This window comes from Streptomyces sp. NPDC002144, from assembly GCF_053593695.1.
On sequence record NZ_JBSFDB010000001.1, the window covers coordinates 185,714 to 208,585 of the forward strand.

Here is a 22,872-nt window from a genome sequence, read left to right on the forward strand (position 1 = left end):
CGCTCCGGATGCGGGGCCCCGCCGCACGGGGGAGTCTCCAGGTGTCTGGAGGTTCACGATGGGTTCAGCAAGAATCACTCTCTGTGCGGCGGCGGTGGCTGCGGCGGTCGTCTCCTTCGCCCCGGCGGCTCACGCGGGGGACGGGGGCGTGTCGGTCACCCCGGCCTCCCCGGCGCCCGGCAGCGATGTCGCCCTGCGAGTTGGCGACTGCGCCGAGAAGACCGCCACGGCCGTCTCCGCCGCCTTCGTCACGGACGTCCGGCTCGCCGTCACGGACGGCGCGCTCGTCGGCGAGACGCGCATCCGCTCGACGCTCACCGTGGGCACCTACGACGTGACGGTCACCTGCGGCAGCTCCGAGCGCAAGAGCACGATCACCGTCGGCCAGGGCACGGGCCGGCCGGCGACTCCCACCTCACCCTCCTCGCCGGTCGCCCCCGTGCCCGCCGGCGGAGGCGGCACCGCACACCTCGCCGCCACCGACGCGCACGCGGCCGGCCCCGGTACCGCCCACGCGGTGACCGGCCTGGTGCTGGCCGGGGCCGCCGCTGCCGCCGTCGCCGTGCTCAGCGGGCGCCGGAGACGCGGAACGGGCTGACCATGTCCGAACACGAGCGTTCCTCCGGCTCGGGCCGGCTGCTGACGGGGGTGGCCTGGGCGGTACTGCTGCTCGGGCTGTGGCTCTGGGGGCGGGGCGTCACCGACCTGCGGCAGGGCATATCCGCCCCGGCCACCGGCGACATGGCGGCGGTCGGACGCCCGCCGGACGCGCAACTCCCGCCCGCGGTACGCCCCTTGGGCGACGCGCTGCCGCAGCGGCTGGACATTCCCGACCTGCGGGTGCAGGCGCCGGTGGTGGCGCGGGGCCTGGACGCGAAGGGGGCGGTCGATCCGCCGCCCTTCGACCAGGCGGGCGTGGTCGGGTGGTACGCGGCCGGGGCCAGGCCCGGCGCGGCCGGCACCGCGCTGATGGTCGGGCACGTCGACACCGAGACCCGGCCCGCCGTCTTCTACCGGCTCAGCGCGCTCAAGCCCGGCGAGACGGTCCGGGTGGTCCGGGACGACGGCAAGGTCGCCGAGTTCACCGTCGACGACATCCGGGTCATCGCCCGCGACGGCTTCGACGCCCAGAAGGCCTACGGACAGCGGCAGTCGGGGCGGGCCGAGCTGCGGCTGATCACGTGCGGCGGCAGCTTCGACCGGGCGCGGGGGAGCTACACGGCGAACGTGGTGGTGTCGGCGTACCTGACGGGCAGCGGGCTGTAGAACGCGCGGCGGTGACTCGAACTCCTGGACAACCCTTGGCGTCCCTGGGGTGTCTGAAGGGTGGCGGGACGAGAGGCGTCCCGTGGGGAGGGACACCTAATGACCGACCGTCAGCGCAAGGCGGGGGCGGTGCTGGCCGCCTTCGCGGCCGCCGTCGCCGCATGGCTGCCCGCCACGTCCGCGCAGGCCGCGGACGGTCCGGTGGTGCACATCTCGGTGCGGAGCGACGACATCGGGATTCCCATCCCGGCCGGGGATGCGCCGCAGATCAGCTGGGGCCTGTTCAACGACGGCCCCGGCACCGCGAAGGACGTCACCGTCAAAGCGGACTTCAGCAAGGTCAAGGACTGGGTCACGGCCGACGGGAAGTCGGTCGACACCTACACCTGGTCCACGATCGCCAACGTCCCTGAGGGCAACGGCTGGGGCTACATCGTGGACCTGGCCGCGAAGCCCGGCACCCCGCTCGGCACCAAGGGCACGGTGACCCTGAGCGGCACGTCGTCGAACGGAACCGTGGTCTCCACCGACGTCGAAGTGACCGCGGGCAACGTGGAGTTGACCGTCAACAAACTGACCGACCGCAAGGGTGACAAGCCCGGCTCCACGATCGAGAACCCGGTCACCATCAGCAACACCGGCTCGCTGCCCGCCCACGGCGCCCAGTTGCAGATGCGTACCACCCCCGGCCTCTCCTACGCGGACCGCTACTCCAACTGCGTCTACTCCACGGTCAGGGATCCCGACTACGAGGCGACCCAGCAGGCGCTGTGCACCTTCGACACGGTGCTCGAGCCGGGCAAGCGCTACCGGCTTCAGGAGCCGGTCAAGCTGGACGTCACCGACCAGGCGCTGTTCGAGTACTTCCAGGACGACGTCCTGGCCTCGCCCGGTGACCCCGCCGGGAGGTTGTCGGGCGACAACAAGCTCTCCCTGGTCGAGGACGGCACGGCGACCCCCGGCGGATCGAGGACCGGCCGCCAGGTGATCACCGTCGACAGCACCGCCGACATGGTGGCCGGCGGTGACAAGGCCAAGGGCGCGCCGGGTGACGTGGTCCCCGTCGACATCTCCCTCAGCGACGAGGGCCCGGGCTGGGTGCATTACAACCTCAGCGACGACCAGCCGGCGCTGCTGTTCACCGTTCCCACCGGCACCAAGGCGGTGGAGATCCCCAAGGAATGCAGCGTGTGGAGCGAGGAAGCGCAGGCGGGCTCCGGCGAACAGACGCCGGGGGCACCGCAGTACGTCTGCGATCCCCGCGACAACGCCTTCGCCGTCGGGGACACCCGTACCTTCCACTTCGGCCTGGAGATCCGCAAGGGTGCGAAGACCACCACCGGTGAGGTCAAGGCGATGACGGCGTACGGCAACGTCATGACCTTCGACCACAACCACGCCAACGACACCGCGGCCGTCACCGTCAAGGTCGAGGGCGACGACAGCGGTACCGGTGCCTCGCCCTCCGCGTCCGCCTCCACCTCGGGCAGCGACGACGGCAACGCCCCCACGACCCAGACGGTCGCCGACACGGCCGCGACCGGCTCCCTCGCCAGCACCGGCAGCAGCAGCGTGCTGCCCGTCGCCGCCGCGGTGGGCGCGGGCGCGCTGCTCGCCGGTGGCGGTCTGGTGTTCGTCGTCAGACGCCGCAGGACCTGACCGCGGATTCGGCCGGAATCCCGGCACCCGGCCCGGTCGGCGGCCCGCTCCCCTGAAGCCACCGACCGGGCTGGTCCTCAACCGCGCGCGCTCGGGCTGCGGGAGTGACCCGGCGCCGGCGCGGGAGGTTCAGGGCCGCAGTGGTGCACTGCCGGCCGGGGCTCGGGCCATCTGAGAAGACTCTAGAACGGATGAGTGCCGGAGCCTAGAGGGTGGATGACGTCAGGTCCCCCTGTGGTGGCTCTCCGTCATACGCGCTGGTGGCCGACGCCTTCACGGGGGCTGTCGGTCCTTCCGAGGTGTAACAGGTCGCCGACAAGGGCGGGACGGCCTCGTGGGCGGCTCGGGTCGTATGTCAGGATTGAGACCAGGACCGTTGCACCCAAGGGGGGGTTGGATGTACGGCAGCAGGGGGGCGTGTGCGGCCGCGCTGGGGGCAGTGCTGCTGGTCGCCGGGTGCTCCTCCTCGGGAGGCGGCGGCGACGAGAAGGCCGGCGCGACGATCACCCAACAGCCCAAGGAACGGGACCCGTTCTGGGTCAACCCGGACAGCAACGCGGCCCGGCAGGTGAAGGCGTACGTGAGGTCCGGCAAGGACACCGACGCCGAGCAGATCCGCAAGATCGCCGAGCAGCCGACCGGCGAGTGGATCGGCCCGGAGAACCCCGAGCAGGAGGCCCGGGGCTTCACCGAGGCCGCCGACACGGCGGGCCGCACCGCCCTGCTCGTCCTCTACAACATCCCGCACCGCGACTGCGGCCAGTACTCCCAGGGCGGCGCCTCCGACGGCGATGCCTACCGCGCCTGGATCGACGCGGTGGCCGCCGGCATCGGGGACCGCGCGGCGATGGTCGTCCTCGAACCGGACGCCGTACTGCACCTGGTGGACGGCTGCACCCAGGTCCAGTTCCAGGAGGAGCGCTACAGCCTGCTCGGCTACGCGATCGGTAAGCTGAAGTCGCTGAAGTCCACCAAGGTCTACCTGGACGCGGGCAACGCCGGCTGGGGCCACCCGGACCAGATCTTCCAGCCCCTCACCCGTGCGGGCATCGCCCGGGCCGACGGCTTCGCCGTCAACGTCGCCAACTTCTACTCCACCCAGGACTCCATCGCCTACGGCAAGCAGCTCTCCGCCAAGGTCGGCGGCAAGCACTTCGTCATCGACACCAGCCGCAACGGCAACGGCCCCTACACGGGTGGCGATCCGGCCGAACGCTGGTGCAACCCCCCGGGCCGGGCGCTGGGCGAGACCCCGACGACCAGGACGGCGGACGACCTGGTGGACGCCTATGTCTGGGTCAAGCGCCCGGGGGAGTCGGACGGCACCTGCAAGGGGGGCCCGAAGGCGGGACAGTGGTGGGCGAGTTACGCACTCGCCCTCGCCAAGGCCGGCAAGTAGCCGACGGCTACGGCACCTTGACCCACTGCGCCTTCGAAGGCGTCCCCTGATCGTCGTCGACGAACAGCATGTACCAGCCGGACGTCACCAGGTTCCGGTTCTTGGGCATCCTCACCGTGATCTTGTTCCCGGACGTCGTGAAGTCCAGCGCGACCGACCGCTGGTCGACGTCCGTGACATGGGTCGACGCGCTCGGCCGGATCAGCCGTACCTTCTTGATCGCGGAGGCCTGCGGAGACGTGAACGTCCCCGTCCCGCCGCGGGCGATGGTCTGCGGACCGCCGGACAGCGACGGACGTGAATCCCGGTAGAGGTAGGGCGGCGTGTAGATCTCGATCCGCTGCTCGAACGTGCCCGGCTTGGTGTTGGCCTTGTCGCCGTACAGCGAGTCGGATCCGAAGAACATCACCCGCCCGTCCGGCAGCAGGATCGACCCGGAGTGGTAGTTCCGCCCGACCAGCGGATCCGCCACCCGGTCGAAGGAGTTGGTGTCCGGGTGGTAGATCCGCGCCTGGAGGATGTTGGAGGCGCCGCGCCCCCGGTAGTCCTCCGAACCGCCGGACACCAGCACCGTGTCGTCCGGCAGGATCGAGGACTGCGGATAGCGCGTGCCCTTCTCCAGCGTCGGCCCGTCCACGAAGTGCGGGTTCTTCGCCTTCAGGTCGATCAGCCGGGTCTTGTTGCTGGACAGCTTGGACTCGCCGACCCCGCCGCCGCCGATCACCATGAACTTCTCGTTCTGCGCGGGCGGCAGCAGCACCGTCCCGGACGTCTCCATCCTGTTGGCGTCGCTGAGCCCGGGCAGCTTGGTGAACCGGTTGGTGTCCACGTCCCAGATGCCCGGATCACGCCCGACGTTGTCCGGCCCGTAGCCCGCGTTGGACCCCGAGTAGAAGATCTTCCCGTTCTGCATGAGGAACAGCGCCGGGTAGGTCGGGAACTGGCGGATCTTCTTCGTGTACGTCCACTTCTTGCTCGCCGGGTCGAAGATCTCGTTCTTGCCCGGGACCAGCTGACCGATGTCGTCGAGCCCGGAGACGCTGAGGATCTTGCCGTCGCTCAGGGTGGTGAGCGTCGGGTACCAGCGGGCCTCGTTCATCGGGTCGACCTTGATGTACTTCTCGGCGACCGGATCGAACTCGAAGGCGTCCCGGATGCCCTGGAAGTCCTTCTTGTCCAGGGCGAGTTTCTGCGCGATGCCGTAGGTGTTGCGGGCGTCGGCGCCGGTCAGCCCGTGGATCGTGTAGTTGTCCTGGGTGCCGGTCTCGTACTTGGTGCCGCTGAGCCTCGCCTCGACATAGATCCGGCCGAGTCCGGGGTCGTTGCGCAGGAACTTGCCGGTCTTCGGGTCGAAGACCTTCTTGGCGCGGGGCACCAGCACCGGGTCCTTGGAGACGAAGGTCTTGCCGTTCTCCTTGCCGGTGAACACGGTCCCCGCGGGCAGCGTCATGGGCTTGTCCGGGTTCTCGTTGTGCACCACCATCAGGCCGCCGGCCTTGGTGACGTCACCCTTCAGCTTCTCGTAGCGCTTGGTGCCGCCCGCGATCAGCAGGTTGCCGTTGGCCAACTGGGTGTGCCCGGTGCAGAACAGGTCCTTCGGCGTCGGGATCTTCTTGATCGTCCCCTTCACCGGGTCCCAGATCCGGGTGTCGAACCTCTTCGCGTTGAAGTTGTCCTGGTTGTTGCCCGACCCGGCGATCAGCAGCACCTTGCCCGTCCGCAGCAGCGCCGCGTGGATGGTGTCCTGGCGGTACGCCTTCGGGAACTCGATGATCTGCCAGTGCCCGTTGTCCGCTTTGTACTCGGGTCTGTTGATCTGGTACTGGTGGTACTTCTCGGTGCCGAAGCGGTACAGCCAGGGCCCGTTCATCCCGCCCAGCGCCAGCACCACCGCCGTCCCGATCGCGAGCCTGCGGGCGCGGCGGCGGCCTGCACGGTCGTTCATTCCTTGCGTCCCCCGAGTCCACCGAGTGCGATCTGCATCGTCTGGTCTTCGCCCGGGTCCGAACCTCCCTGCGAGGAGGCCCAGTTGGGCTTCTGTCCGGTGCCGTGCCGCGGCGTCTGCCGCTCCGGCAGCGGTCGCGGCTGGTACGGCACGGCGAGCGGGGCGTCCTGCGGCTCGGCCTGCTCCTGCGCCGGAGCGGCGGGCTCCCGCTTCGCCTGGCGCAGCTGGTACCGCCAGGCGAAGATCGGCGACGCGGTGATCAGCAGGGCGAAGGAGGCCCAGACGATCATCGCGGGGTGCGAGTGCCCCAGGGTGAGACCGGCGGCGATCGAACCGCCGAAGACCAGGATGAAGAAGAGGTGGATGCGGAAGGTCCCCAGCAGGGTGTCCGGGCTGGCCGAGTCGCCCTTGGGTGTCACCACGAACTTGGACTTGCGGCGCAGTACGGCGTCCATCAGGGAGCGCGCGTATATGGGCGCCGACAGCGCGGACATCGCCATGCCCGCCACTCCGCCGGAGCCCTCCGGCTCGTGCGGGGAGACGTTGTGCCGGCGGTTCCAGACGTACAGGCCGATCTGCAGCGCGGAGGCGTTGCCGTACAGCATCAGCCACACGGTCGGGTCGATGTTCACACCCGAGGCGCCCAGTCCCAGGAACAGCGCGCAACTCAGCGCGGCCAGGATCCAGTTGAGGGCGGACATCGGGTAGAAGATGATCATCATGGTGTAGTTGAAGAGCTTGCCCGGAGGCAGTGAGAACCAGCCCTTCCAGTACTGTTTGAGGATCGTCTCGTACGTCCCCCGCGACCAGCGCAGCTGCTGGGTGAAGAAGTCCGTCCAGGCCGCCGGGCCCTCACCGACGGCGAGCACGTCCGGGGTGTAGACCGACTTCCACTTCCGGCCCGTCGCCGGGTTCTTGTGGCGGTGGATCTCGAAACCGGTCGCCATGTCCTCGGTGATCGAGTCGTACAGACCGCCGATCTGCTTGAGCGCGCTGATCCGCACGGCGTTCGACGTACCCACGAACATCGGGGCGCCGTAGAAGTTCCCGGCCCGCTGGATGAGGGCGTGGAAGAGGAACTGCTGGGACTCCGCCGCCTTGGTGATGGGGTTGTCGTAGTTGCCGTACACCTGCGGGCCGATGACGAAGCCGACGTCCGGGTCGCGGAAGAAGCCCAGCATCCGCTCCAGGTAGTTGGGCAGCGGCACGTGATCGGTGTCGACCGAGGCGAAGTAGTCGTACGCGTCACCGTGCGCCTGGAGCCAGGAGTTGTAGTTGCCGTGCTTGGTCCTCGCGCGGAACGGGCCCTTCTTGCGGTTCCACTCCTCGACGCCCTTGCGGGAGAAGTGGTGCACGCCCAGACGCGCGCAGACCGCCTTCACCTCGTCGTCGTCGCCCTCGTCGAGCAGCCAGACGTGCAGCAGGCCCCGGTGGCGCAGCCGCACGGCCGCCTCGAGGGTCCTGGTCACCATCTCCAGCGGTTCCTTGCCGGGCACGTACGTCGTGATGAAGGCGACCCTCGTGCCGGTCTCGGGCACCACCGGGACCGGGTCGCGGGCGACCAGGGTGGCGTGGGCGTTGGACAGCACGTTCATGCAGCGGAAGAACTCGATCAGACCGATCGAGACCAGCATCACGACGTCCAGCGCCGGCAGGAAGTCGAAGGTGGGGTAGTCGCGCTGGGTCCAGTGCTCCGGCTGCAGCAGCCAGGCGAGCAGGACCAGCGACAGCAGCGGCGCGGCGCCCAGCATCAGGGCGGCGCGGACCCGGTGCGGCTCCTGCGAGAGCAGTGAGCGGTACTGCACCTTGTAGGGCTTGTCGGGGTCGGGCTGGGTGAGGGGGCCGGCCAGCCTGCTGTAGTGCTCGTAGTCGTATCTGGGCAGTGTTCTCTTGATCCGCCGGAACTGGCCCGTGTGGCTGTTCCTTTGCGAAGGCATTCGTAGCTGTGTGGTTTCTGACGGGTCGAAATTATGCCGGGCGCCCGTCGGCGTCGACGTCATGAGTCATTACCCCCCACACGCGGGTCGCCGCGTGTTGTGTCGGTTCTCCTCACACCTGCCGGTGGTCCCCCTCGACCTTCGCAGGCGCAACGGTGGCTGGCCGCAGTCGCCGCACTCTCCACACCTCAGGACATGGAACGGCGGCCGTCCGGTTGCATGAATGCCCCCCTCGGCATCCGCTGGTGAACGGGGCCCCCTTAACCCCGCAGATCAGGCAACCGCTTCCTACTCCCCCAACTGCCGTGTAACCGCGGCATCTTGGACACAGGGTTCTACGGCGTTCGTCATGATCGCAAGACGCGAAACGCGGTGTTTACCGGTCATACGCGTTCATTGGGACACGTGTGGGGGTCTTGTGGACCTGCTGTGGACAACCGGGCGCGAATGTTGCCGAAGTGCTCCCTTATGGCCGCCTCGGCCCGTATCGCGTCCCCGGACCGTACCGCGTCGAGGATGTCCCGGTGCTGCCGGCAGGTGACCTTCGGGTCCTGCGGGGTGCCCCCGAGGTCGGTGTGCACGCGGTGGAAGGCGTCCCAGAACGCCTCCAGGACCTCGCCGAGCAGGGCATTGTCCAGGCCCCGGTAGAGGGTGGCGTGAAAGGCGCGGTCGGTGTCCGCGAGACCGGCGCCGCCCTGCGCGGCCTGCTCCTCCATGCGGGAGACGAGCGCGTCGAGTTCGGCGAGGTCCCGCTCGGGGATGCGTCCCGCGAGCCGGGAGACGAGCCCCGTCTCCACCGCCTCGCGCAGCTCCAGCAGCTGCAGCAGGGAGTCCTCGCCCCGGTAGTGCCCGGCGACCGTGCGGAAGGCGAGGCCCTCGATCATCGGGGCCAGGGACATGGGGCCGACGTACGTGCCGAAGCCGTGCCGGATCTCCACGATGCCCATCGCCTGCAGCGCCTTCAGCGCCTCGCGCACCGAGTTCCGGCTCGCCCCGAGGTACTCCATCAGCTCGGGCTCCGTCGGCAGCGGGGCTCCGGAGGGAAGCCGGCGGTCGATGATGAGCTTCTTGATCCGCTCCTGGAGGTCACGCGCTGCCATGGCCAGAGAGTATCCGGCCAAACAGCCGCCAGCCCCCTCGTTCAAACGAGGGGACTGCGGTGCGCGCGGTTGTGCTGCGGCGGCTTGTCGGCCCCGGGCGGCCGGGGTTCTGGCGAGGGGGTTGCGGTGCGCGTGGCTGTGCCTGGTGGGCTTCTGGGCTCCGGGCGGCCGGGGTTCCGGGGGAAGGGGGGTGTGGGTGGCGAAGCCCCCACCGCGCGCGGCGAAGCCGTGCAGAAACGGCGATGGCGAGACCGTTCGCGCTTTCCGCGAACATGCCTCGCCATCGACATCGTGCGCCGCCAGGGACTCGAACCCCGGACCCGCTGATTAAGAGTCAGCTGCTCTAACCAACTGAGCTAGCGGCGCCTGCTGACGTCGTAACTCTACCGGACCCCGGAGGGTGCTCCGGACCACCCCGGTCAGGGCACGCGGCGGGGCCGTACGTCATTCGGACCGTCAGAATGCGCGTCGGGAGGACAGTTGGGAAACTGATCGATGTGTATGAACGCGGTCATTTCCGTCCCGGGTGTGAGGGGAATCGCATGGAGACTCCGGTATTCGAGGAATTCGACCCCGCGAGCGACTGCGACTGCCCCGGATGCGCCCACCGGCGCGCGGCCCTGCGGCACTCGACGTCGGCACGGACGGCCCGGCATCCGGCCGCTCGCCCCTTCGTGATCGTCGCCGCCGCCTCCGCCGCCCTCGGCGCCGGTCACGCGGCACCGGCGGTCGCGGCTGAACGCGTACCCCCTGGACCCGGCGTCCCCGCAGGTGACGAACCCCAGACCCCGCAGGGGAGCAAGGCCCCCCTGCACGGCCCCGGGGGCAGGCCCGCGCGCCCGCAGAGCGCCGTACGGGTGCCCACCACCACCCGTACGGAGATCATCAACCGGGCCAAGACCTGGGTCGCCGCCGAGGTGCCGTACAGCATGGACGACTACTGGACGGACGGTTACCGGCAGGACTGCTCCGGCTTCGTCTCCATGGCCTGGGGACTGCCCGGGAACGAATGGACCGGCAGCCTCGACAAGTACGGGGTGCGCATTTCCAAGGAGGATCTGCAGCCCGGCGACATTCTGCTGTTCCACAATCCCGCCAACCCCGAGAAAGGCTCGCACGTCGTCATTTTCGGCGGCTGGACGGACTACACCCACACCTACTACATCGCCTACGAGGAGACGCCCCCGGGCGCCCGCCGCCAGGCCACGCCGTACGCCTACTGGAGCCACTCGGACCAGTACGTGCCCTACCGGTACAAGGGGCTGGGGGCGAACGCGGCGGGCCCGACGCAGAGCACGCTCAGCACGCCCACTACGCCCACTACGCCGAGCACGCCCGGCACACCGAGTGCGCCGGCCGCCGGAGGGAGTGCCGCGGCGTTTCCCGGGGCCGCGTTCTTCGGGCCGGGCTCGGACAACCCCTACGTCACCCGGCTGGGGCAGTTGCTCGTGGCGCGCGGCGGCGCACGGTTCTACGCCAACGGTCCCGGGCCGCGCTGGTCGGAGGCGGATCTGCGGGCCACCGTGGCCTTCCAGCTCGCTCAGGGCTGGACCGGCGCGGACGCCGACGGACTGCCCGGACCCCAGACCTGGGACCTGCTGGTGACCGGCAAGGGCAAGGACATCCCACCGGCCACGACCGGTGGCCCGGCGACCGGCGGGGCGGCCGGCGCACCCGGCGTACCCGCCTCCCACGGCGTCCCCGGCTATCCCGGGCGCGGGATGTTCCGGCCCGGGGCGGACAACAAGTACGTCACCCAGCTCGGCCGGCAGCTGGTGAAGAAAGGGTTCGGCAAGTACTACACGACCGGTCCCGGTCCGCGCTGGAGCGAGGCGGACCGCCGTAACGTCGAGGCCTTCCAGCGCGCCCAGGGCTGGCGGGGCGGCGCGGCGGACGGCTATCCGGGGCCGGAGACCTGGCGGCGGCTCTTTTCGTAATTCCCGACAGGGCGACGGGTTCTTCTCGTGGCGCAGCCGCTTCTGCTCGAGGGCAGCCGATCCGATCGACCCAACCCACTGTCATGACGCATCTGGCGCGGAGGCTGGAGGCACGCATGAGCACGACGACCACTTCACAGACACCCGAGTCCGAGGGACCGGCCAGACCAGGCCGGCTCATCCAGAACGAGTCGACCATGGAGATCCCCATCCATCTGCTCTTCCGCGACGACCCCGACCCGGCGCCGGTCCCGGCCCGACCGGCGGTCGTGGGCCGCCGGCAGGGCACCGGCGAGCAGCCGCGCCTGCGACGTCCTGTCCCGGTGAAGGCTCGTCCCGCGGTCCAGGTCGACCCCGAACTGGTCGAGCGGCGGGCGAGGGTGCTGCCCGGGGTGGTGGGGGTGCTCGCCGGGGCCTGCGGGGTGGCCGGGTGCGCGGTGACCTCCTGGTGGGCGGGGATCGTGCCGCCGCTCGCGATGGCGGCGCTGCGGCTTCCGGCGCACGCGGGGGCGGGGCTCGGGCCCGTCGAGTGGGCCGCCTACGCGGGGGCCGGTGCTCTCGGGCTGTTCGGTTTCGGTGGGCTCGCCCGGGGGCGGACCGGGCGGGCCTGGGTGCTCGGTCTGTTCGGGCGGTACCGGGGGACGGTCCGGCGTACCGGGCTGATGTGGGTCAACCCGCTGCTGCTGCGCCGCCGGGTGGATGTACGGCTGCGGCACTGGAGGAGCGAGCCGATCCCGGCGGCCGACGGGAACGGGGTCGCGCTCAGGGTGGCCGTGCTGGTGGTGTGGCGGGTGCGGGACACCGCGCGGGCCGTGCTGGGCGTCGAGGACCACGAGACCTATCTGCGCGAGTGCGTGGCGGCGGGGCTCGCGCGGGTGCCGGTGGAGATGCCGGGCGGTACGCGGGGCTCCGCCGAGGCGGCCGGGGACACGCTGACCCGGCTGGTCGCGGCGGACGCGGCACCGGTCGGGCTCGAGGTGTTCTCCGTGCGGCCGGTGCGTACCGAGTACGCGCCCGAGGTCGCCGCCGCGATGAACCGCCGCCGGATCGCCGCGCTGGACGCCCGGCAGCGGGCCGGCATGCTCGCCTCGGTCGTCGACTCGGTGGAGGACACGGTGACCCGGCTGACCGTGCGGGGGCTGGTGGAGCTGGACGACTACGAACGCAAGGCCCTGGTGAAGGACCTCACCGTGGCGTTCTGCGCGGGGCGCGGGGACCCGGGGCCGTGACCGGTACGCCGGACCCAGGGGCCGTAACCCAGCCCAGCATTGGTATGGACATGCTCAAGGTACGGCAATAATCTGGGACTTGGTCTAGACCTGCACCTCTCACGGAACTTCCCCCACGTCTCCAGGAGCGGCAGCATGCGCGGAAAGACCAAGTGGTACGCCGCCGCGCTCGGGCTCACCACGGCCGGGGCCTTCGTGCTCTCGGCCGGCAGCGCGAGCAGCCACGGCTACACCGACCTCCCCATCAGCAGGCAGAAGCTCTGCGCCAACGGCACGGTGACGAACTGCGGCGACATCCAGTACGAGCCGCAGAGCGTCGAGGGTCCCAAGGGCTTCCCGGCCGCGGGGCCCGCCGACGGTTCCATCTGTTCCGGCGGCAACGCCCGCTTCTCCCAGCTCGACAAGCCGAAGACCCCGTCCGGCGGCGCCTGGCCCACCACCAGGGTTACGGGCGGTCAGAGCTACACCTTCCGCTGGCAGTTCACGGCCATGCACGCCACGACCGACTTCAAGTACTACGTCACCCGGCAGGGCTGGAACCAGAACCACAACCTGGCCCGCTCCGACCTCAACACCACCCCCTTCCTCACCGTCCCCTACAACGGTCAGCGCCCTCCGGCCACGCTCTCCCACAGCGGCACCCTGCCGTCCGGGCTCAGCGGCCACCATGTGATCGTCGCCGTCTGGACGATCGCGGACACGGGCAACGCGTTCTACTCCTGCTCGGACGTCACGTTCTGAGGTTCTCTTGAGTCCGTGGCCCGGCCGGCGTGGGTAGGTTCCTCCCACGCCGGCCGAACGGAGGCGGCGTACGACCTCGGGGGATGCCATGGAAGCGTTCTTCTACCTCGTGCCCGGGCTCATGATCGCCTTCGCGCTCACCGCTCTGGTCGCACTGCTCCGCCGCGCCCGGCACATCAGCAGCGCCTGGAACAGCGGGCTCACCGCCGAGGCGCGGTGCCTGAACACCTACACCACGACCAGCGGGGGCGGTGAGACCTCCGTGAGCACGACACTCCACCACGTCTACGAGTTCACGACCCGCGAGGGCCGTCCCGTCCGCTTCGAGGAGAGCAACGGGCCGAGCACGATCGTCACCGGTGACGTCGTCATGGTGCGCTACGCGGCCGAGCATCCGGAGCGGGCCACGGCGAAGCCGCCAGCGCCCGGGCGGCTCATGGCGGAACAGGGCTGTCTGCTGGCCTTCTTCGGCGTGTTCATCGCCTTCTGTGTCGGGTTCATGGTTGTCGTGCATCTGGGCTTCGGCATCATCGACGGGGTCATGCCGTAGCGCTCCACATCTGACGGACCGTCAACTAACCTGCGGCTCCATGGACTCCAGGAGGCGCACGGTCGCGGAGCTGGTGGCCGGGCGGTGGGGCGACCACCGTCCTGGGCTGTGGTTCGAGGATCAGGTGCTCACCCATCACGAGGTGGCCGCCGGTGCCGCCGCCCGCGCGGCCCTGCTGGCCGACCTCCTGCCGCCCGGCGCGGAGCCGCATGTGGGTGTGCTGCTCGACAACACCCCGGAATATCCGCTGTGGTTGAGCGCGGCGGCCCTCGCGGGAGCGGCCGTCGCCGGGATCAACCCCACCCGCCGCGGCCCCGAGCTGGCCCGGGACATCCTGCACACCGAGTGCCGCCTCCTGGTCACGAGCCACACCCACCTCCCGCTCCTCAAGGACCTCGAACTCCCCGGGGTGCGCCTGCTGTTGACCGACACCGCGGAGTACGCCGACCTGCTCGCGCCCTATGCGGGTGCGGTGCCGGACGCCTCCCGGGCGACGCCCGACGACCGTCTGCTGCTGTACTTCACCTCGGGTTCGACGGGCGCCCCGAAGGCGGCGATCTGCAGTCAGGGCCGCCTGGCCGCCGCCGGGGCCTCGCTGGTCGGGCAGTTCGGGGTGCGGCGCGAGGACGTGCACTACGTCTGCATGCCCATGTTCCACGGCAACGCGGTGATCGCCGACTGGGCGCCCGCGCTGGCGGCCGGGGCGGGGGTGGCGCTCAGGCGGCGGTTCTCGGCGTCCGGGTTCCTGACGGACGTACGGAGGTTCGGGGCGACGTACTTCACCTATGTCGGCCGGGCCGTGCAGTACATCCTGGCCACCGAGGAGCGTGCCGACGACGCCGACAACCCGCTGCGGCTCGGCTTCGGCACCGAGGCGGGGGCGGTGGACGCGGCGGCCTTCCGGCGGCGGTTCGGGGTGCGGCTGGTGGAGGGGTACGGCTCCTCGGAGGGCGGGGCGGCGATCCAGTGGTCGCCGGGGACGCCGGCCGGGGCGGTGGGGAAGGCGGCGCCCGGTCTCGTCGTACTCGATCCGGAGACGGGGCGGGAACGGGCGCCTGCCGTGTTCGACGGGGCGGGGCGGCTGCTGAACGGGGACGAGGCGATAGGGGAGCTGGTCAACCGGGCGCCGAACCCCTTCGAGGGGTACTGGCGCAATCCGGGCGCGGAGGCCGAGCGGCGGCGGGACGGTGCGTACTGGACCGGTGACCTCTTCTACCGGGACACCGACGGCTACCTCTACTTCGCCGGCCGCGCGGACGACCGGATCCGCGTCGACGGGGAGAACCTGGCCGCCGCGATGATCGAGAACATCCTCGCCCGGTATCCGGGCGCGGACGCCGTCGCCGTGTACGCGGTGCCGGATCCGGTGACCGGGGACCAGGTGATGGCGACGATCGCGGGGTCCTTCGAGCCGGCCGGGTTCGCCGAGTTCCTGGCCGCGCAGCCCGACCTCGGCACGAAGATGGCGCCCCGGTTCGTGCGGGTGGTGCAGCGGATGCCGGTCACGGCGACCAACAAGATCCACCGGGCACGCCTACGGAAGGAGGGTGTCCGCTGCGGCGACCCGGTGTGGTGGCGGTCACCGGGGGAGCGGAGCTACCGCCCGCTGACCCCGGAGGACGCGACAGGTCCCCTCGTTCCCACGAGAGGCCCTTCCTGAGGGGGTGTGGGTGGCGGAGCCCCCACCGTGCGCGGCGAAGCCACGCAGAAACGGCGATGGCGAGGCGGTTCGCGCTTTCCGCGAACACGCCTCGCCATCGACATCGTGCGCCGCCAGGGACTCGAACCCCGGACCCGCTGATGCTGCATTCCCCGGGGGACAACCCCCGGACCCCCAGCCGCTGCTTTTGTGCCCCGCCCCAATGGCGAAGGTCCCCCGCGTCTGCGAAGGACCTTCACTCACTGTGCGCCGCCAGGGACTCGAACCCCGGACCCGCTGATTAAGAGTCAGCTGCTCTAACCAACTGAGCTAGCGGCGCATGACTCTCGTCACCGGCTCGAAGTGTTTCCCGCCGGTGACGACGAAGAAAATACTACCTGGTCCCGAGGGGTGCTTCCGACCACCCTCAGATGGCCAGGGAGAGCAGTACCGGTGCCGCGCTCCGGTTCAGGGCGTCCGCGGCCCGGCGGAGCCGGTGGGCGTCCTGGACGGGCAGCGACAGAGCCAGGCAGCCGACCGTGGAGCCGGCGGTGATCGGTACGGCGGCACACACCGTGCCGATCGCGTACTCCTGGAGGTCCAGGTGGGGCACGCTCGGCGGCTGGGACTCCAGGCGGTGCAGCAGCAGCTTGTCGCTGGTGATGGTGCGCGAGGTCAGCCGCGCCATCTTGTGCCGGGACAGATGGTCGCGCCGGCCGTTGACGTCGAGCTGGCCCAGCAGGCTCTTGCCGATCGCGGTGGCGTGGGCGCAGGAGCGGAAGTCGACCCACTCGTTGACCACGGGGGTCGTGGGCCCGTCCGCGTACTGGGAGACCCGCACCTCGCCGTCGACGTAGCGGCTCAGGTACACCGCCGCGCCGACCGAGTCGCGCAGCCGGTCCAGGGTGCGCTGGAGCTTGTCGCGCAGCGCCTGCTCATGGCCCTCGGCGGAGCTCAGACGGGTCAGGGCGTCGCCGGTGACGTAGGCGCCGTCGGCGATCTGCTCGACGTAGCCCTCGCGGCGCAGCATCCTCAGGAGGGTGGTCAGCCGCTCCGGGTCGAGGTCGGTGTGCCGGGCGAGTCGTTCGTCGGTGATTCCGGTGGTGTGCCGCGCCACGGTCTCCAGGACGCGCAGGGCGTCCTGGGCCGAGTGGTACGGCGCGGTCGGCTCGTGCTTCAGCGCCACGGTTCCCCCTGCGCTCGTTCACTACTGGGCCGTAATCCGGTCAGCGAATCATTACCACGATAACGGCCAAGAGGCTTGTTGTGAGCGGTTGTTGACGAGATAACGGGGCCCGTGCACGGCGCTCAGCAGGGGCGCAGGCACTCTGGCATATGCCAATGACATGACCCGCGCCCCCGACCTCGGAGATTGAACCGTGTTCAACTTCCGACGTCAGAGCACCGCGCTCAGAAATTCCCGCGTCCGGTCCTGTTCCGGCTCGCTGAAGATCTTCTCCGGCGGCCCCGACTCGATGACCCGGCCGGAGTCGAACATCAGCACCTGGTCGGAGATGTCCCGGGCGAAGTTCATCTCGTGGGTCACGCAGAGCATGGTGATGTCGGTGGTGCGGGCGATGTCCCGCAGCACGTCCAGGACGCCGGCCACCAGCTCCGGGTCGAGCGCCGAGGTCACCTCGTCCAGCAGCAGCACCCGCGGCCGCATCGCCAGCGCCCGGGCGATCGCCACCCGCTGCTGCTGGCCGCCGGAGAGCTGGGTGGGGCGGGCGCCGGCCTTGTCGGCGAGGCCGACCAGGTCCAGCAGGTCCAGGGCGCGCTGCTCCGCCTCGTCCTTGGACATCCCGAGCACGGTCACCGGCGCCTCGGTGACATTGCGCAGCACGGTCATGTTCGGGAACAGGTTGAACTGCTGGAACACCATCCCGATCTTCTTGCGGACCTCGCGGACCTGCTTCTCGGGCGCCGGGAAGAGCTGCTGACCGTCGACGGTGATGGTGCCCTCGTCGGGCTTGGTCAGCGTCATCAGCAGCCGCAGGATCGTCGTCTTGCCGGAGCCGGACGGGCCGATCAGGGTGACGTGCTTGCCGGAGTCGACGGAGAAGTCCAGCCGGTCCAGGACCGTGTTGTCACCGAACCGCTTGGTGACCTGCTCGAGCCGGATCAGCTCGCTGCCGTCCACCGGCGGGTTGGCGTGGGCGTCGGGTTCGTTCATCAGGGGGGCGTCAGTGGACAAGGCGTCGCTCCAGGGCTCGCAGAAGAAGGGAGGCCAGATAGGAAATGACGATGAAGGCCACGCCGATCACCGTGAGGGGCTCGGTGAACTGGAAGTGCTGCTGGGAGAAGAGCCGTGCCTGGCCGAGCATCTCCAGCACGGTGATCGCCATCAGCATCGGCGTGTCCTTGAGCATCGCGATGACGTAGTTGCCGAGGGCCGGCACCACCCGGCGGATCGCCTGCGGCAGGATCACGATCTGCCAGGTCCGCAGCCGTGGCAGGTTCAGCGCCGTCGCGGCCTCCCACTGGCCGGCCGGCACGGCCTCGATGCCGGCGCGGTAGACCTGCATGGTGTACGTCGAGTAGTGCAGGCCGATGCCGAGGACGCCGGTGGTCAGCGCCGACATCGTCAGGCCCCACTCGGGCATCACGTAGAAGAGGAAGAACAGCTGCACCAGCAGCGGGGTGTTGCGCACGAACTCGGTGACCACACCGACCGGCCAGCGCACCCAGCGGCTCGGCGTCCGCATCAGCAGCGCCCACACCAGGCCCAGGGCGAACGCGATCAGCGAACCCAGCGCGAGGGCCTGCAGGGTGACGAGCACACCGTCCCAGAAGTGCGGCATGAACTCGCTCACGGCGTTCCAGTCCCACTTCATCAGGAACCCCCTACGACACCGACGCCCGCGCCCACGGGCTCAGGAACCGTCACCTTGCGCTCGGGCGCCTTGCCGACCCCCGCCTTCAGCCTCTTCTCCAGGCCCCGCATGACCCGGGTGAGCAGGAACGCGATCACGAAGTAGATGAGCAGGACGTACGTGTAGATCTCCGCGCTCTGCTGCAGCGCGAGCCGCACCAGGTTGGCGCTGAACGTCAGATCGCCCATGCCCATGACCGACACCAGCGCGGTGCCCTTGAGCAGTTCGATCAGCAGGTTGGAGAACGGCGGGATCATCTCCGGCACCGCCTGCGGCAGCAGGATCAGCCGCATCCGCTGCCAGGGCGTGAAGCTGAGCGCGATCCCGCCCTCCTTCTGCGCCGGGTCGACCGCGCCGAGCGCGCCGCGCACGATCTCCGAGCCGTAGGCGCCGTAGGTCAGCCCGAGCGCGAGCGTGCCCGCCCACAGCGGCACCAGCTGCCAGCCGAAGGCCGGGGGCAGCACGAAGAAGACCCAGAAGATCATGACGAGGGCCGAGGTGCCGCGGAACACCTCGGTGTAGAAGCCCGCGAGGAAGCGGACGATCCACAGCCGGTGGGTGCGCGCGACACCGACGACGAAGGAGACGGCGGCCGCCAGCAGGCTGCTGAGGACCAGCAGCTGGACGGTGGTCCAGATGCCCTTGAGTACGAGTTCCCACAGTCCGGTGGTCATCCGCTCTTGCCTCCCCCGCACAGCTCCTTGGCGGTCAGGTCGGTCATCTCGTCCCGGGTGAAGCCGAAGGGCCTGAGGATGCGGAAGAGTTCGCCGCTCTTCTTCAGCTTGCGCAGCTCCACGTTGAAGGCGTCCCGCAGCCGGGTCTCGGTCGGCCGGAACGCGAAGGCGCCGCCGTCGACGTGCGGCTTGCCGTCCACGAGCGGCGCGAAGGCCTTGGTGGCCTCGGCCTTGCTCGACTTCTTCACCACCTCGCGGGTGGTGAGCGCCGTACCGGCGAAGACGTCGACGCGTCCGGCCTCGACGGCGTTCAGGCCCGCGACCTGGTCCGGGACGATCAGGATGTCGCTCTGCTTGTATCCGGCGTCGACGGCGTACTGGATCTCCGCATAACCGGTGCCGGTGGCGAACCGGGCCTTCTTCGCGACGACGTCCTTGTAGTTGTGAAGACCTTTTGGATTTCCCTTGCGGACGATGAAGGAATCGAGCATCTGATAGTCGGGATCCGCGAAGATCACCTGCTGGCAGCGTTCGGGATTGACATACATCCCGGCCGCCACGACATCGAACTGCTGGGAATTCAGACCGGGAATCAGCGAGCCGAACTCGGTGGGCACCGGCTGCACCTTGCCGATGCCCAGCCGCTTGAATATGACTTTGGCCAGCTCCGGTGCCTCACCGGTCAGCTCGCCGTTCTTGTCGATGTATCCGAAGGGGATTTCACCCGCGATTCCCAGCCGCACCACACCGGCGGCGCGCAGCCGTTCGAGCAGGTCACCGCCCTCGACTGTGGACGCGGTGGCCACGCGGCTGCAGCCCGCGGCCCCCAGCGCGCCGAGCGCCGCCACCCCCGCGAGCAGCGACCGGCGCGTGGTCCCGGGGGTTCCTCTGTCGTTTTTGTGATCGTTCTCGTACCGAAAAGGTGGAGCCATGGCGGCGCGGCTACCCGAAGGCATGCGATGTATGCACCATGGATGACATGGCCGACCGTTTCCTGGAAGTCTCGCTGGTCAAACGCGGAATCACCTGCACGGCAAAACTGCTGGACGACCGTGCTCCCCTCACCTGCGCGGCGGTGTGGGACGCCCTGCCGCTGGCGGGTGACGTCTATCACGCGAAATACGCGCGCAACGAGATCTACGCCCTGTTCCCTCCGTTCGCGACATCCGAACCACCCCTGGAAAATCCGACAGTAACCCCCATTCCGGGAGATCTCTGCTATTTCTCCTTCGCCGGGACGGAACTCGGCACGAAGGCCTACGGCTACGACCGCGAGGTCCGCGCGGGCACCACGGTCGTCGATCTCGCCCTCTTCTACGAACGCAACAACCTGCTGATCAACGCCGACGTCGGCTGGGTCCCCGGCATCGTCTGGGGCCAGGTCGTCGAGGGCCTGGAGGCGATGGCGGAGGGCTGCAACGACCTGTGGCGGTCGGGGGCGGCGGGGGAGACGCTCAGCTTCCGCCGGACGTGACCCCGGTCTCCCACAGCGCGTGGGCGGCCCGCAGCACCAGGTCGTCCCGGTGCCGGGCCGCCACCAGCTGCAGCCCGACCGGGAGGCCGTCCCCGTCCGTGCCGACGGGGACGGTCGCCGCCGGCTGCTGGGTCATGTTGAAGGGGTAGGTGAACGGCGTCCAACCCGTCCAGCGCCGGTGCCCCGAGCCCTTCGGCACCTCGACGCCCGCCTCGAAGGCGGTGATCGGGAGCGTCGGGGTGACCAGCAGGTCGTGGGACTCGTGGAAGCGGCCCATACGGCGGCCGAGCTCCATGCGGACGTCGACCGCGGCGAGATAGTCGAGCGCGGAGAAGCGCGCGCCCGCCGCCCGGATCTCCTTGAGGCCGGGATCGAGCGACTCCCGCTGCCGTGGCGAGAGCAGCTGGGTGACCCGGGCCGCGCCGGAGAACCACAGGGTGTGGAAGGCGTCCACCGGGTCGGCGAAGTCCGGGTCGGCCTCGGTGACGTACGCGCCGAGTTCCGCCAGCCGCTCCACCGCCCGGCGCACCGCGGCGGCCACGGCGGGCTGCACGGCCACCTGCCCGCCGAGGGACGGCGAGTACGCCACCCGCAGCCCCCGCACCCCGCCCGCGAGCCCCGCCGTGAACGACCCGGGCGCCGGTCCCAGCGCCGACCAGTCACGGCTGTCCGGCACGCCGATCACGTCGAGCAGCAGCGCCGCGTCCGCCGCGTCCCGGGTCATCGGCCCCACGTGCGCCAGCGTGCCGAAGGCGCTCGCCGGATACAGCGGGACACGGCCGTACGTCGGCTTCAGCGCGAAGATCCCGCAGAACGCGGCCGGGATACGGACACTGCCCCCGCCGTCCGTGCCGAGCGCGAGGGGCCCGGCGCCGAGGGCCACGGCCGCCGCCGCGCCGCCGCTGGAGCCGCCGGCGGTGCGGGACGGGTCGTGCGGGTTGCGGGTCACGCCGGACAGCGGTGAGTCCGTGACGCCCTTCCAGCCGAACTCGGGGGTCGTCGTCTTGCCGATGAACACGGCTCCGTGCTCCCGCAGCCGGGCGACGGACGGGGCGTCCTCGTCCCAACCCCCCTGCTCAGCGATGCTCTTGGAGCCCTTGAGGGTGGGTGCGCCCTTCAGCAGGATGATGTCCTTGACGGTCGTCGGGACCCCGTCCACCAGCCCCTTCGGCTCGCCCCGCCGCCATCGCTCCGTCGACTCCCGCGCCTGGGCGAGCGCCTGGTCCCCCAGCAGCCGTACGAAGGCGTTGACCTCCGGCTGGATCCGCTCGGCCCGCTCAAGCGCGGCCCGCGTGGCCTCCTCCGGACTGAACTCGCCCTTGCGGTACCCCTCGACGAGTCGTGCGGCGGTCAGCTCGGTGAGGTCGAGGTCCGTCATCTGCCCTCCATCGCTCGGCGGTTCAGCGTCCGGGTACATACCCCCGTTGCTTGTCGACCACGTTCAGCAGGGGCCGGCCGGTCTCCCAGCGCTCGTACAACTCGACGAACTGCGCGCCGAGTTCGTCGCGCCAGCCGACCGTGTCGCCGCTCATGTGCGGGGACACGATCAGGCCCGGAGCCCGCCACAACGGGCTGTCGGGGGTGAGGGGTTCGTGCTCGAAGACGTCCAGGGCGGCGCCCGCGATCCAACGCTTGGCGAGGGCGTCCGCGAGGGCCTCCTCGACGACCAGGCCGCCGCGCCCGATGTTGATGAAGCGGGCCGAGGGCTGCATCACGTCGAAGCGGCGGGCGTCGAACATGCCCCGCGTCTGCTCGGTCAGCGGGGCGGCCGCGATCACCCAGTCGGCGCGGGCGATCAGCCGGTCCAGGTCCTCGGGGCCGTGGATGCCGGTGTGCGGGGTGCGCCCGACCAGCGCGGTGGTGATGTCGAGCGCCCTGAGCGTGCGGGCGATCGTCCGGCCGATCGGCCCGGACCCGACCACGCACGCGCGGGTGCCCGCCACCCGCTGGCTCTCCCGGTGCCGCCAGGCCCGCTCCCGCTGCAGTTCCAGCGTCCTCGGCAGGTCCTTGGCCATGGCCAGGACGAGGGCGGCGACGTACTCGGCGATCGGCTGGTCGAAGACGCCCCGCGCGTTGGTGACCACGGTGTCCGAGGCGGCGAGTTCCGGACACATCAGATGGTCCACGCCCGCGCTCGCCGTGTGCACCCAGCGCGGCCGCGGCCCCTCGCCCGGCCACGCGGCCCGCACCGCCCGGGACGTGAAGTCCCAGACCAGCAGCACGTCCGCGTGCGGCAACCGCTCGGCCAGCGTCGAGGAGTCGGCGTGCTCGACACGGGCGCGACCCGTGAGGCGCCCGAGGCGCGGGAGGGGATCGGCGTCCAGGACCAGGACGGTGGGGACGGTCATGCGCGAGGACTCGATTCCGGAGCGGGGCGGCCGTCTGACATGCGAGGTTTGACCACGCTCGCACCCGAACCTACCTTCGTCAACACGGGCGTACGTACGGT

Annotated in this window: 20 protein-coding genes and 2 tRNA genes; 10 read left to right on the top strand and 12 right to left on the bottom strand. The window is 70.2% G+C overall.

What is annotated here, in order from left to right:
• The first annotated feature begins 58 nt into the window (after positions 1–58).
• The 4 genes from ACWCQ1_RS00840 to ACWCQ1_RS00855 all read left to right on the top strand — a co-directional run bounded on the left by ACWCQ1_RS00840 (position 59) and on the right by ACWCQ1_RS00855 (position 4,324).
• Positions 59–598 carry a hypothetical protein gene (locus ACWCQ1_RS00840; protein ID WP_133046374.1) on the top strand — a complete coding sequence of 180 codons (540 nt, stop codon included), beginning with the start codon at positions 59–61 and terminating at the stop codon, positions 596–598.
• A 2-nt stretch (positions 599–600) separates the two neighbouring features.
• Positions 601–1,266: a class F sortase gene (locus tag ACWCQ1_RS00845; protein WP_358593862.1), complete on the top strand. Its 666-nt coding sequence runs from the start codon at positions 601–603 to the stop codon at positions 1,264–1,266.
• A gap of 99 nt (positions 1,267–1,365) precedes the next feature.
• Positions 1,366–2,925 carry an LPXTG cell wall anchor domain-containing protein gene (locus tag ACWCQ1_RS00850; RefSeq protein WP_358593861.1) on the top strand — a complete coding sequence of 520 codons (1,560 nt, stop codon included), beginning with the start codon at positions 1,366–1,368 and terminating at the stop codon, positions 2,923–2,925.
• A 397-nt stretch (positions 2,926–3,322) separates the two neighbouring features.
• A complete protein-coding gene (locus tag ACWCQ1_RS00855; protein WP_451025539.1) occupies positions 3,323–4,324 on the top strand; it encodes a glycoside hydrolase family 6 protein in 1,002 nt (333 codons plus the stop codon).
• 7 nt (positions 4,325–4,331) lie between these two features.
• Here ACWCQ1_RS00855 and ACWCQ1_RS00860 read toward each other — a convergent pair whose 3' ends face one another.
• The 4 genes from ACWCQ1_RS00860 to ACWCQ1_RS00875 all read right to left on the bottom strand — a co-directional run bounded on the left by ACWCQ1_RS00860 (position 4,332) and on the right by ACWCQ1_RS00875 (position 9,672).
• Entirely contained in the window at positions 4,332–6,269 is a 1,938-nt protein-coding gene (locus tag ACWCQ1_RS00860) for a radical copper oxidase GlxA (RefSeq protein ID WP_358593859.1), read from the bottom strand.
• Positions 6,266–8,269 (bottom strand): glycosyltransferase family 2 protein, encoded by a 2,004-nt coding sequence (locus tag ACWCQ1_RS00865; RefSeq protein ID WP_133046379.1) that lies wholly within the window; start codon positions 8,267–8,269, stop codon positions 6,266–6,268. Before ACWCQ1_RS00865 ends, ACWCQ1_RS00860 begins: the two co-directional genes overlap by 4 nt.
• A gap of 320 nt (positions 8,270–8,589) precedes the next feature.
• Entirely contained in the window at positions 8,590–9,306 is a 717-nt protein-coding gene (locus ACWCQ1_RS00870; RefSeq protein ID WP_133046380.1) for a FadR/GntR family transcriptional regulator, read from the bottom strand.
• Between the two features lie 292 nt (positions 9,307–9,598).
• Positions 9,599–9,672, bottom strand: a tRNA-Lys gene (locus ACWCQ1_RS00875).
• Positions 9,673–9,848: 176 nt separating this feature from the next.
• Between ACWCQ1_RS00875 and ACWCQ1_RS00880 the strand changes: the two genes are divergently transcribed.
• The 5 genes from ACWCQ1_RS00880 (at position 9,849) to ACWCQ1_RS00900 (ending at position 15,423) form a co-directional block, all read left to right on the top strand.
• Positions 9,849–11,243, top strand: coding sequence for a peptidoglycan-binding protein (locus ACWCQ1_RS00880; RefSeq protein WP_451025540.1), 1,395 nt, complete (start codon positions 9,849–9,851; stop codon positions 11,241–11,243).
• Between the two features lie 116 nt (positions 11,244–11,359).
• Entirely contained in the window at positions 11,360–12,472 is a 1,113-nt protein-coding gene (locus ACWCQ1_RS00885; protein WP_451025541.1) for an SPFH domain-containing protein, read from the top strand.
• Between the two features lie 135 nt (positions 12,473–12,607).
• Complete coding sequence (locus tag ACWCQ1_RS00890) at positions 12,608–13,213, top strand: lytic polysaccharide monooxygenase (RefSeq protein WP_133046383.1); 606 nt, start codon at positions 12,608–12,610, stop codon at positions 13,211–13,213.
• Between the two features lie 88 nt (positions 13,214–13,301).
• A complete protein-coding gene (locus ACWCQ1_RS00895; protein ID WP_133046384.1) occupies positions 13,302–13,763 on the top strand; it encodes a DUF3592 domain-containing protein in 462 nt (153 codons plus the stop codon).
• Between the two features lie 40 nt (positions 13,764–13,803).
• Positions 13,804–15,423 carry a long-chain-fatty-acid--CoA ligase gene (locus ACWCQ1_RS00900; RefSeq protein WP_451025542.1) on the top strand — a complete coding sequence of 540 codons (1,620 nt, stop codon included), beginning with the start codon at positions 13,804–13,806 and terminating at the stop codon, positions 15,421–15,423.
• Between the two features lie 245 nt (positions 15,424–15,668).
• On the opposite strand, the gene ACWCQ1_RS00905 is transcribed toward ACWCQ1_RS00900, so the two are convergent.
• The 6 genes from ACWCQ1_RS00905 to ehuB all read right to left on the bottom strand — a co-directional run bounded on the left by ACWCQ1_RS00905 (position 15,669) and on the right by ehuB (position 19,881).
• Positions 15,669–15,742: transfer RNA gene (locus ACWCQ1_RS00905), tRNA-Lys, on the bottom strand.
• Between the two features lie 87 nt (positions 15,743–15,829).
• A complete protein-coding gene (locus ACWCQ1_RS00910; RefSeq protein ID WP_133046386.1) occupies positions 15,830–16,588 on the bottom strand; it encodes an IclR family transcriptional regulator in 759 nt (252 codons plus the stop codon).
• A 210-nt stretch (positions 16,589–16,798) separates the two neighbouring features.
• Positions 16,799–17,575: an ectoine/hydroxyectoine ABC transporter ATP-binding protein EhuA gene (gene ehuA, locus ACWCQ1_RS00915; RefSeq protein ID WP_208785481.1), complete on the bottom strand. Its 777-nt coding sequence runs from the start codon at positions 17,573–17,575 to the stop codon at positions 16,799–16,801.
• 10 nt (positions 17,576–17,585) lie between these two features.
• Positions 17,586–18,236, bottom strand: coding sequence for an ectoine/hydroxyectoine ABC transporter permease subunit EhuD (ehuD, locus tag ACWCQ1_RS00920; protein WP_133046388.1), 651 nt, complete (start codon positions 18,234–18,236; stop codon positions 17,586–17,588).
• Complete coding sequence (gene ehuC, locus ACWCQ1_RS00925; RefSeq protein WP_451025543.1) at positions 18,236–18,949, bottom strand: ectoine/hydroxyectoine ABC transporter permease subunit EhuC; 714 nt, start codon at positions 18,947–18,949, stop codon at positions 18,236–18,238. The genes ehuD and ehuC overlap by 1 nt, the downstream gene beginning before the upstream one ends.
• Positions 18,946–19,881, bottom strand: coding sequence for an ectoine/hydroxyectoine ABC transporter substrate-binding protein EhuB (gene ehuB / locus ACWCQ1_RS00930; RefSeq protein ID WP_358593852.1), 936 nt, complete (start codon positions 19,879–19,881; stop codon positions 18,946–18,948). The genes ehuC and ehuB overlap by 4 nt, the downstream gene beginning before the upstream one ends.
• A gap of 47 nt (positions 19,882–19,928) precedes the next feature.
• Between ehuB and ACWCQ1_RS00935 the strand changes: the two genes are divergently transcribed.
• The gene (locus tag ACWCQ1_RS00935) at positions 19,929–20,423 is read left to right on the top strand and encodes a DUF3830 family protein (RefSeq protein WP_165954980.1); all 495 of its coding nucleotides are present in this window, start codon (positions 19,929–19,931) and stop codon (positions 20,421–20,423) included.
• Here the strand turns inward: ACWCQ1_RS00935 and ACWCQ1_RS00940 are convergent.
• Both ACWCQ1_RS00940 and ACWCQ1_RS00945 read right to left on the bottom strand, forming a co-directional pair.
• Entirely contained in the window at positions 20,404–21,801 is a 1,398-nt protein-coding gene (locus ACWCQ1_RS00940) for an amidase (protein WP_358593851.1), read from the bottom strand. The genes ACWCQ1_RS00935 and ACWCQ1_RS00940 overlap by 20 nt on opposite strands.
• Before the next feature lie 22 nt (positions 21,802–21,823).
• Positions 21,824–22,771, bottom strand: a complete 948-nt coding sequence (locus tag ACWCQ1_RS00945; RefSeq protein WP_358593850.1) for a D-2-hydroxyacid dehydrogenase — start codon at positions 22,769–22,771, stop codon at positions 21,824–21,826.
• Between the last annotated feature and the right edge of the window lie 101 nt (positions 22,772–22,872).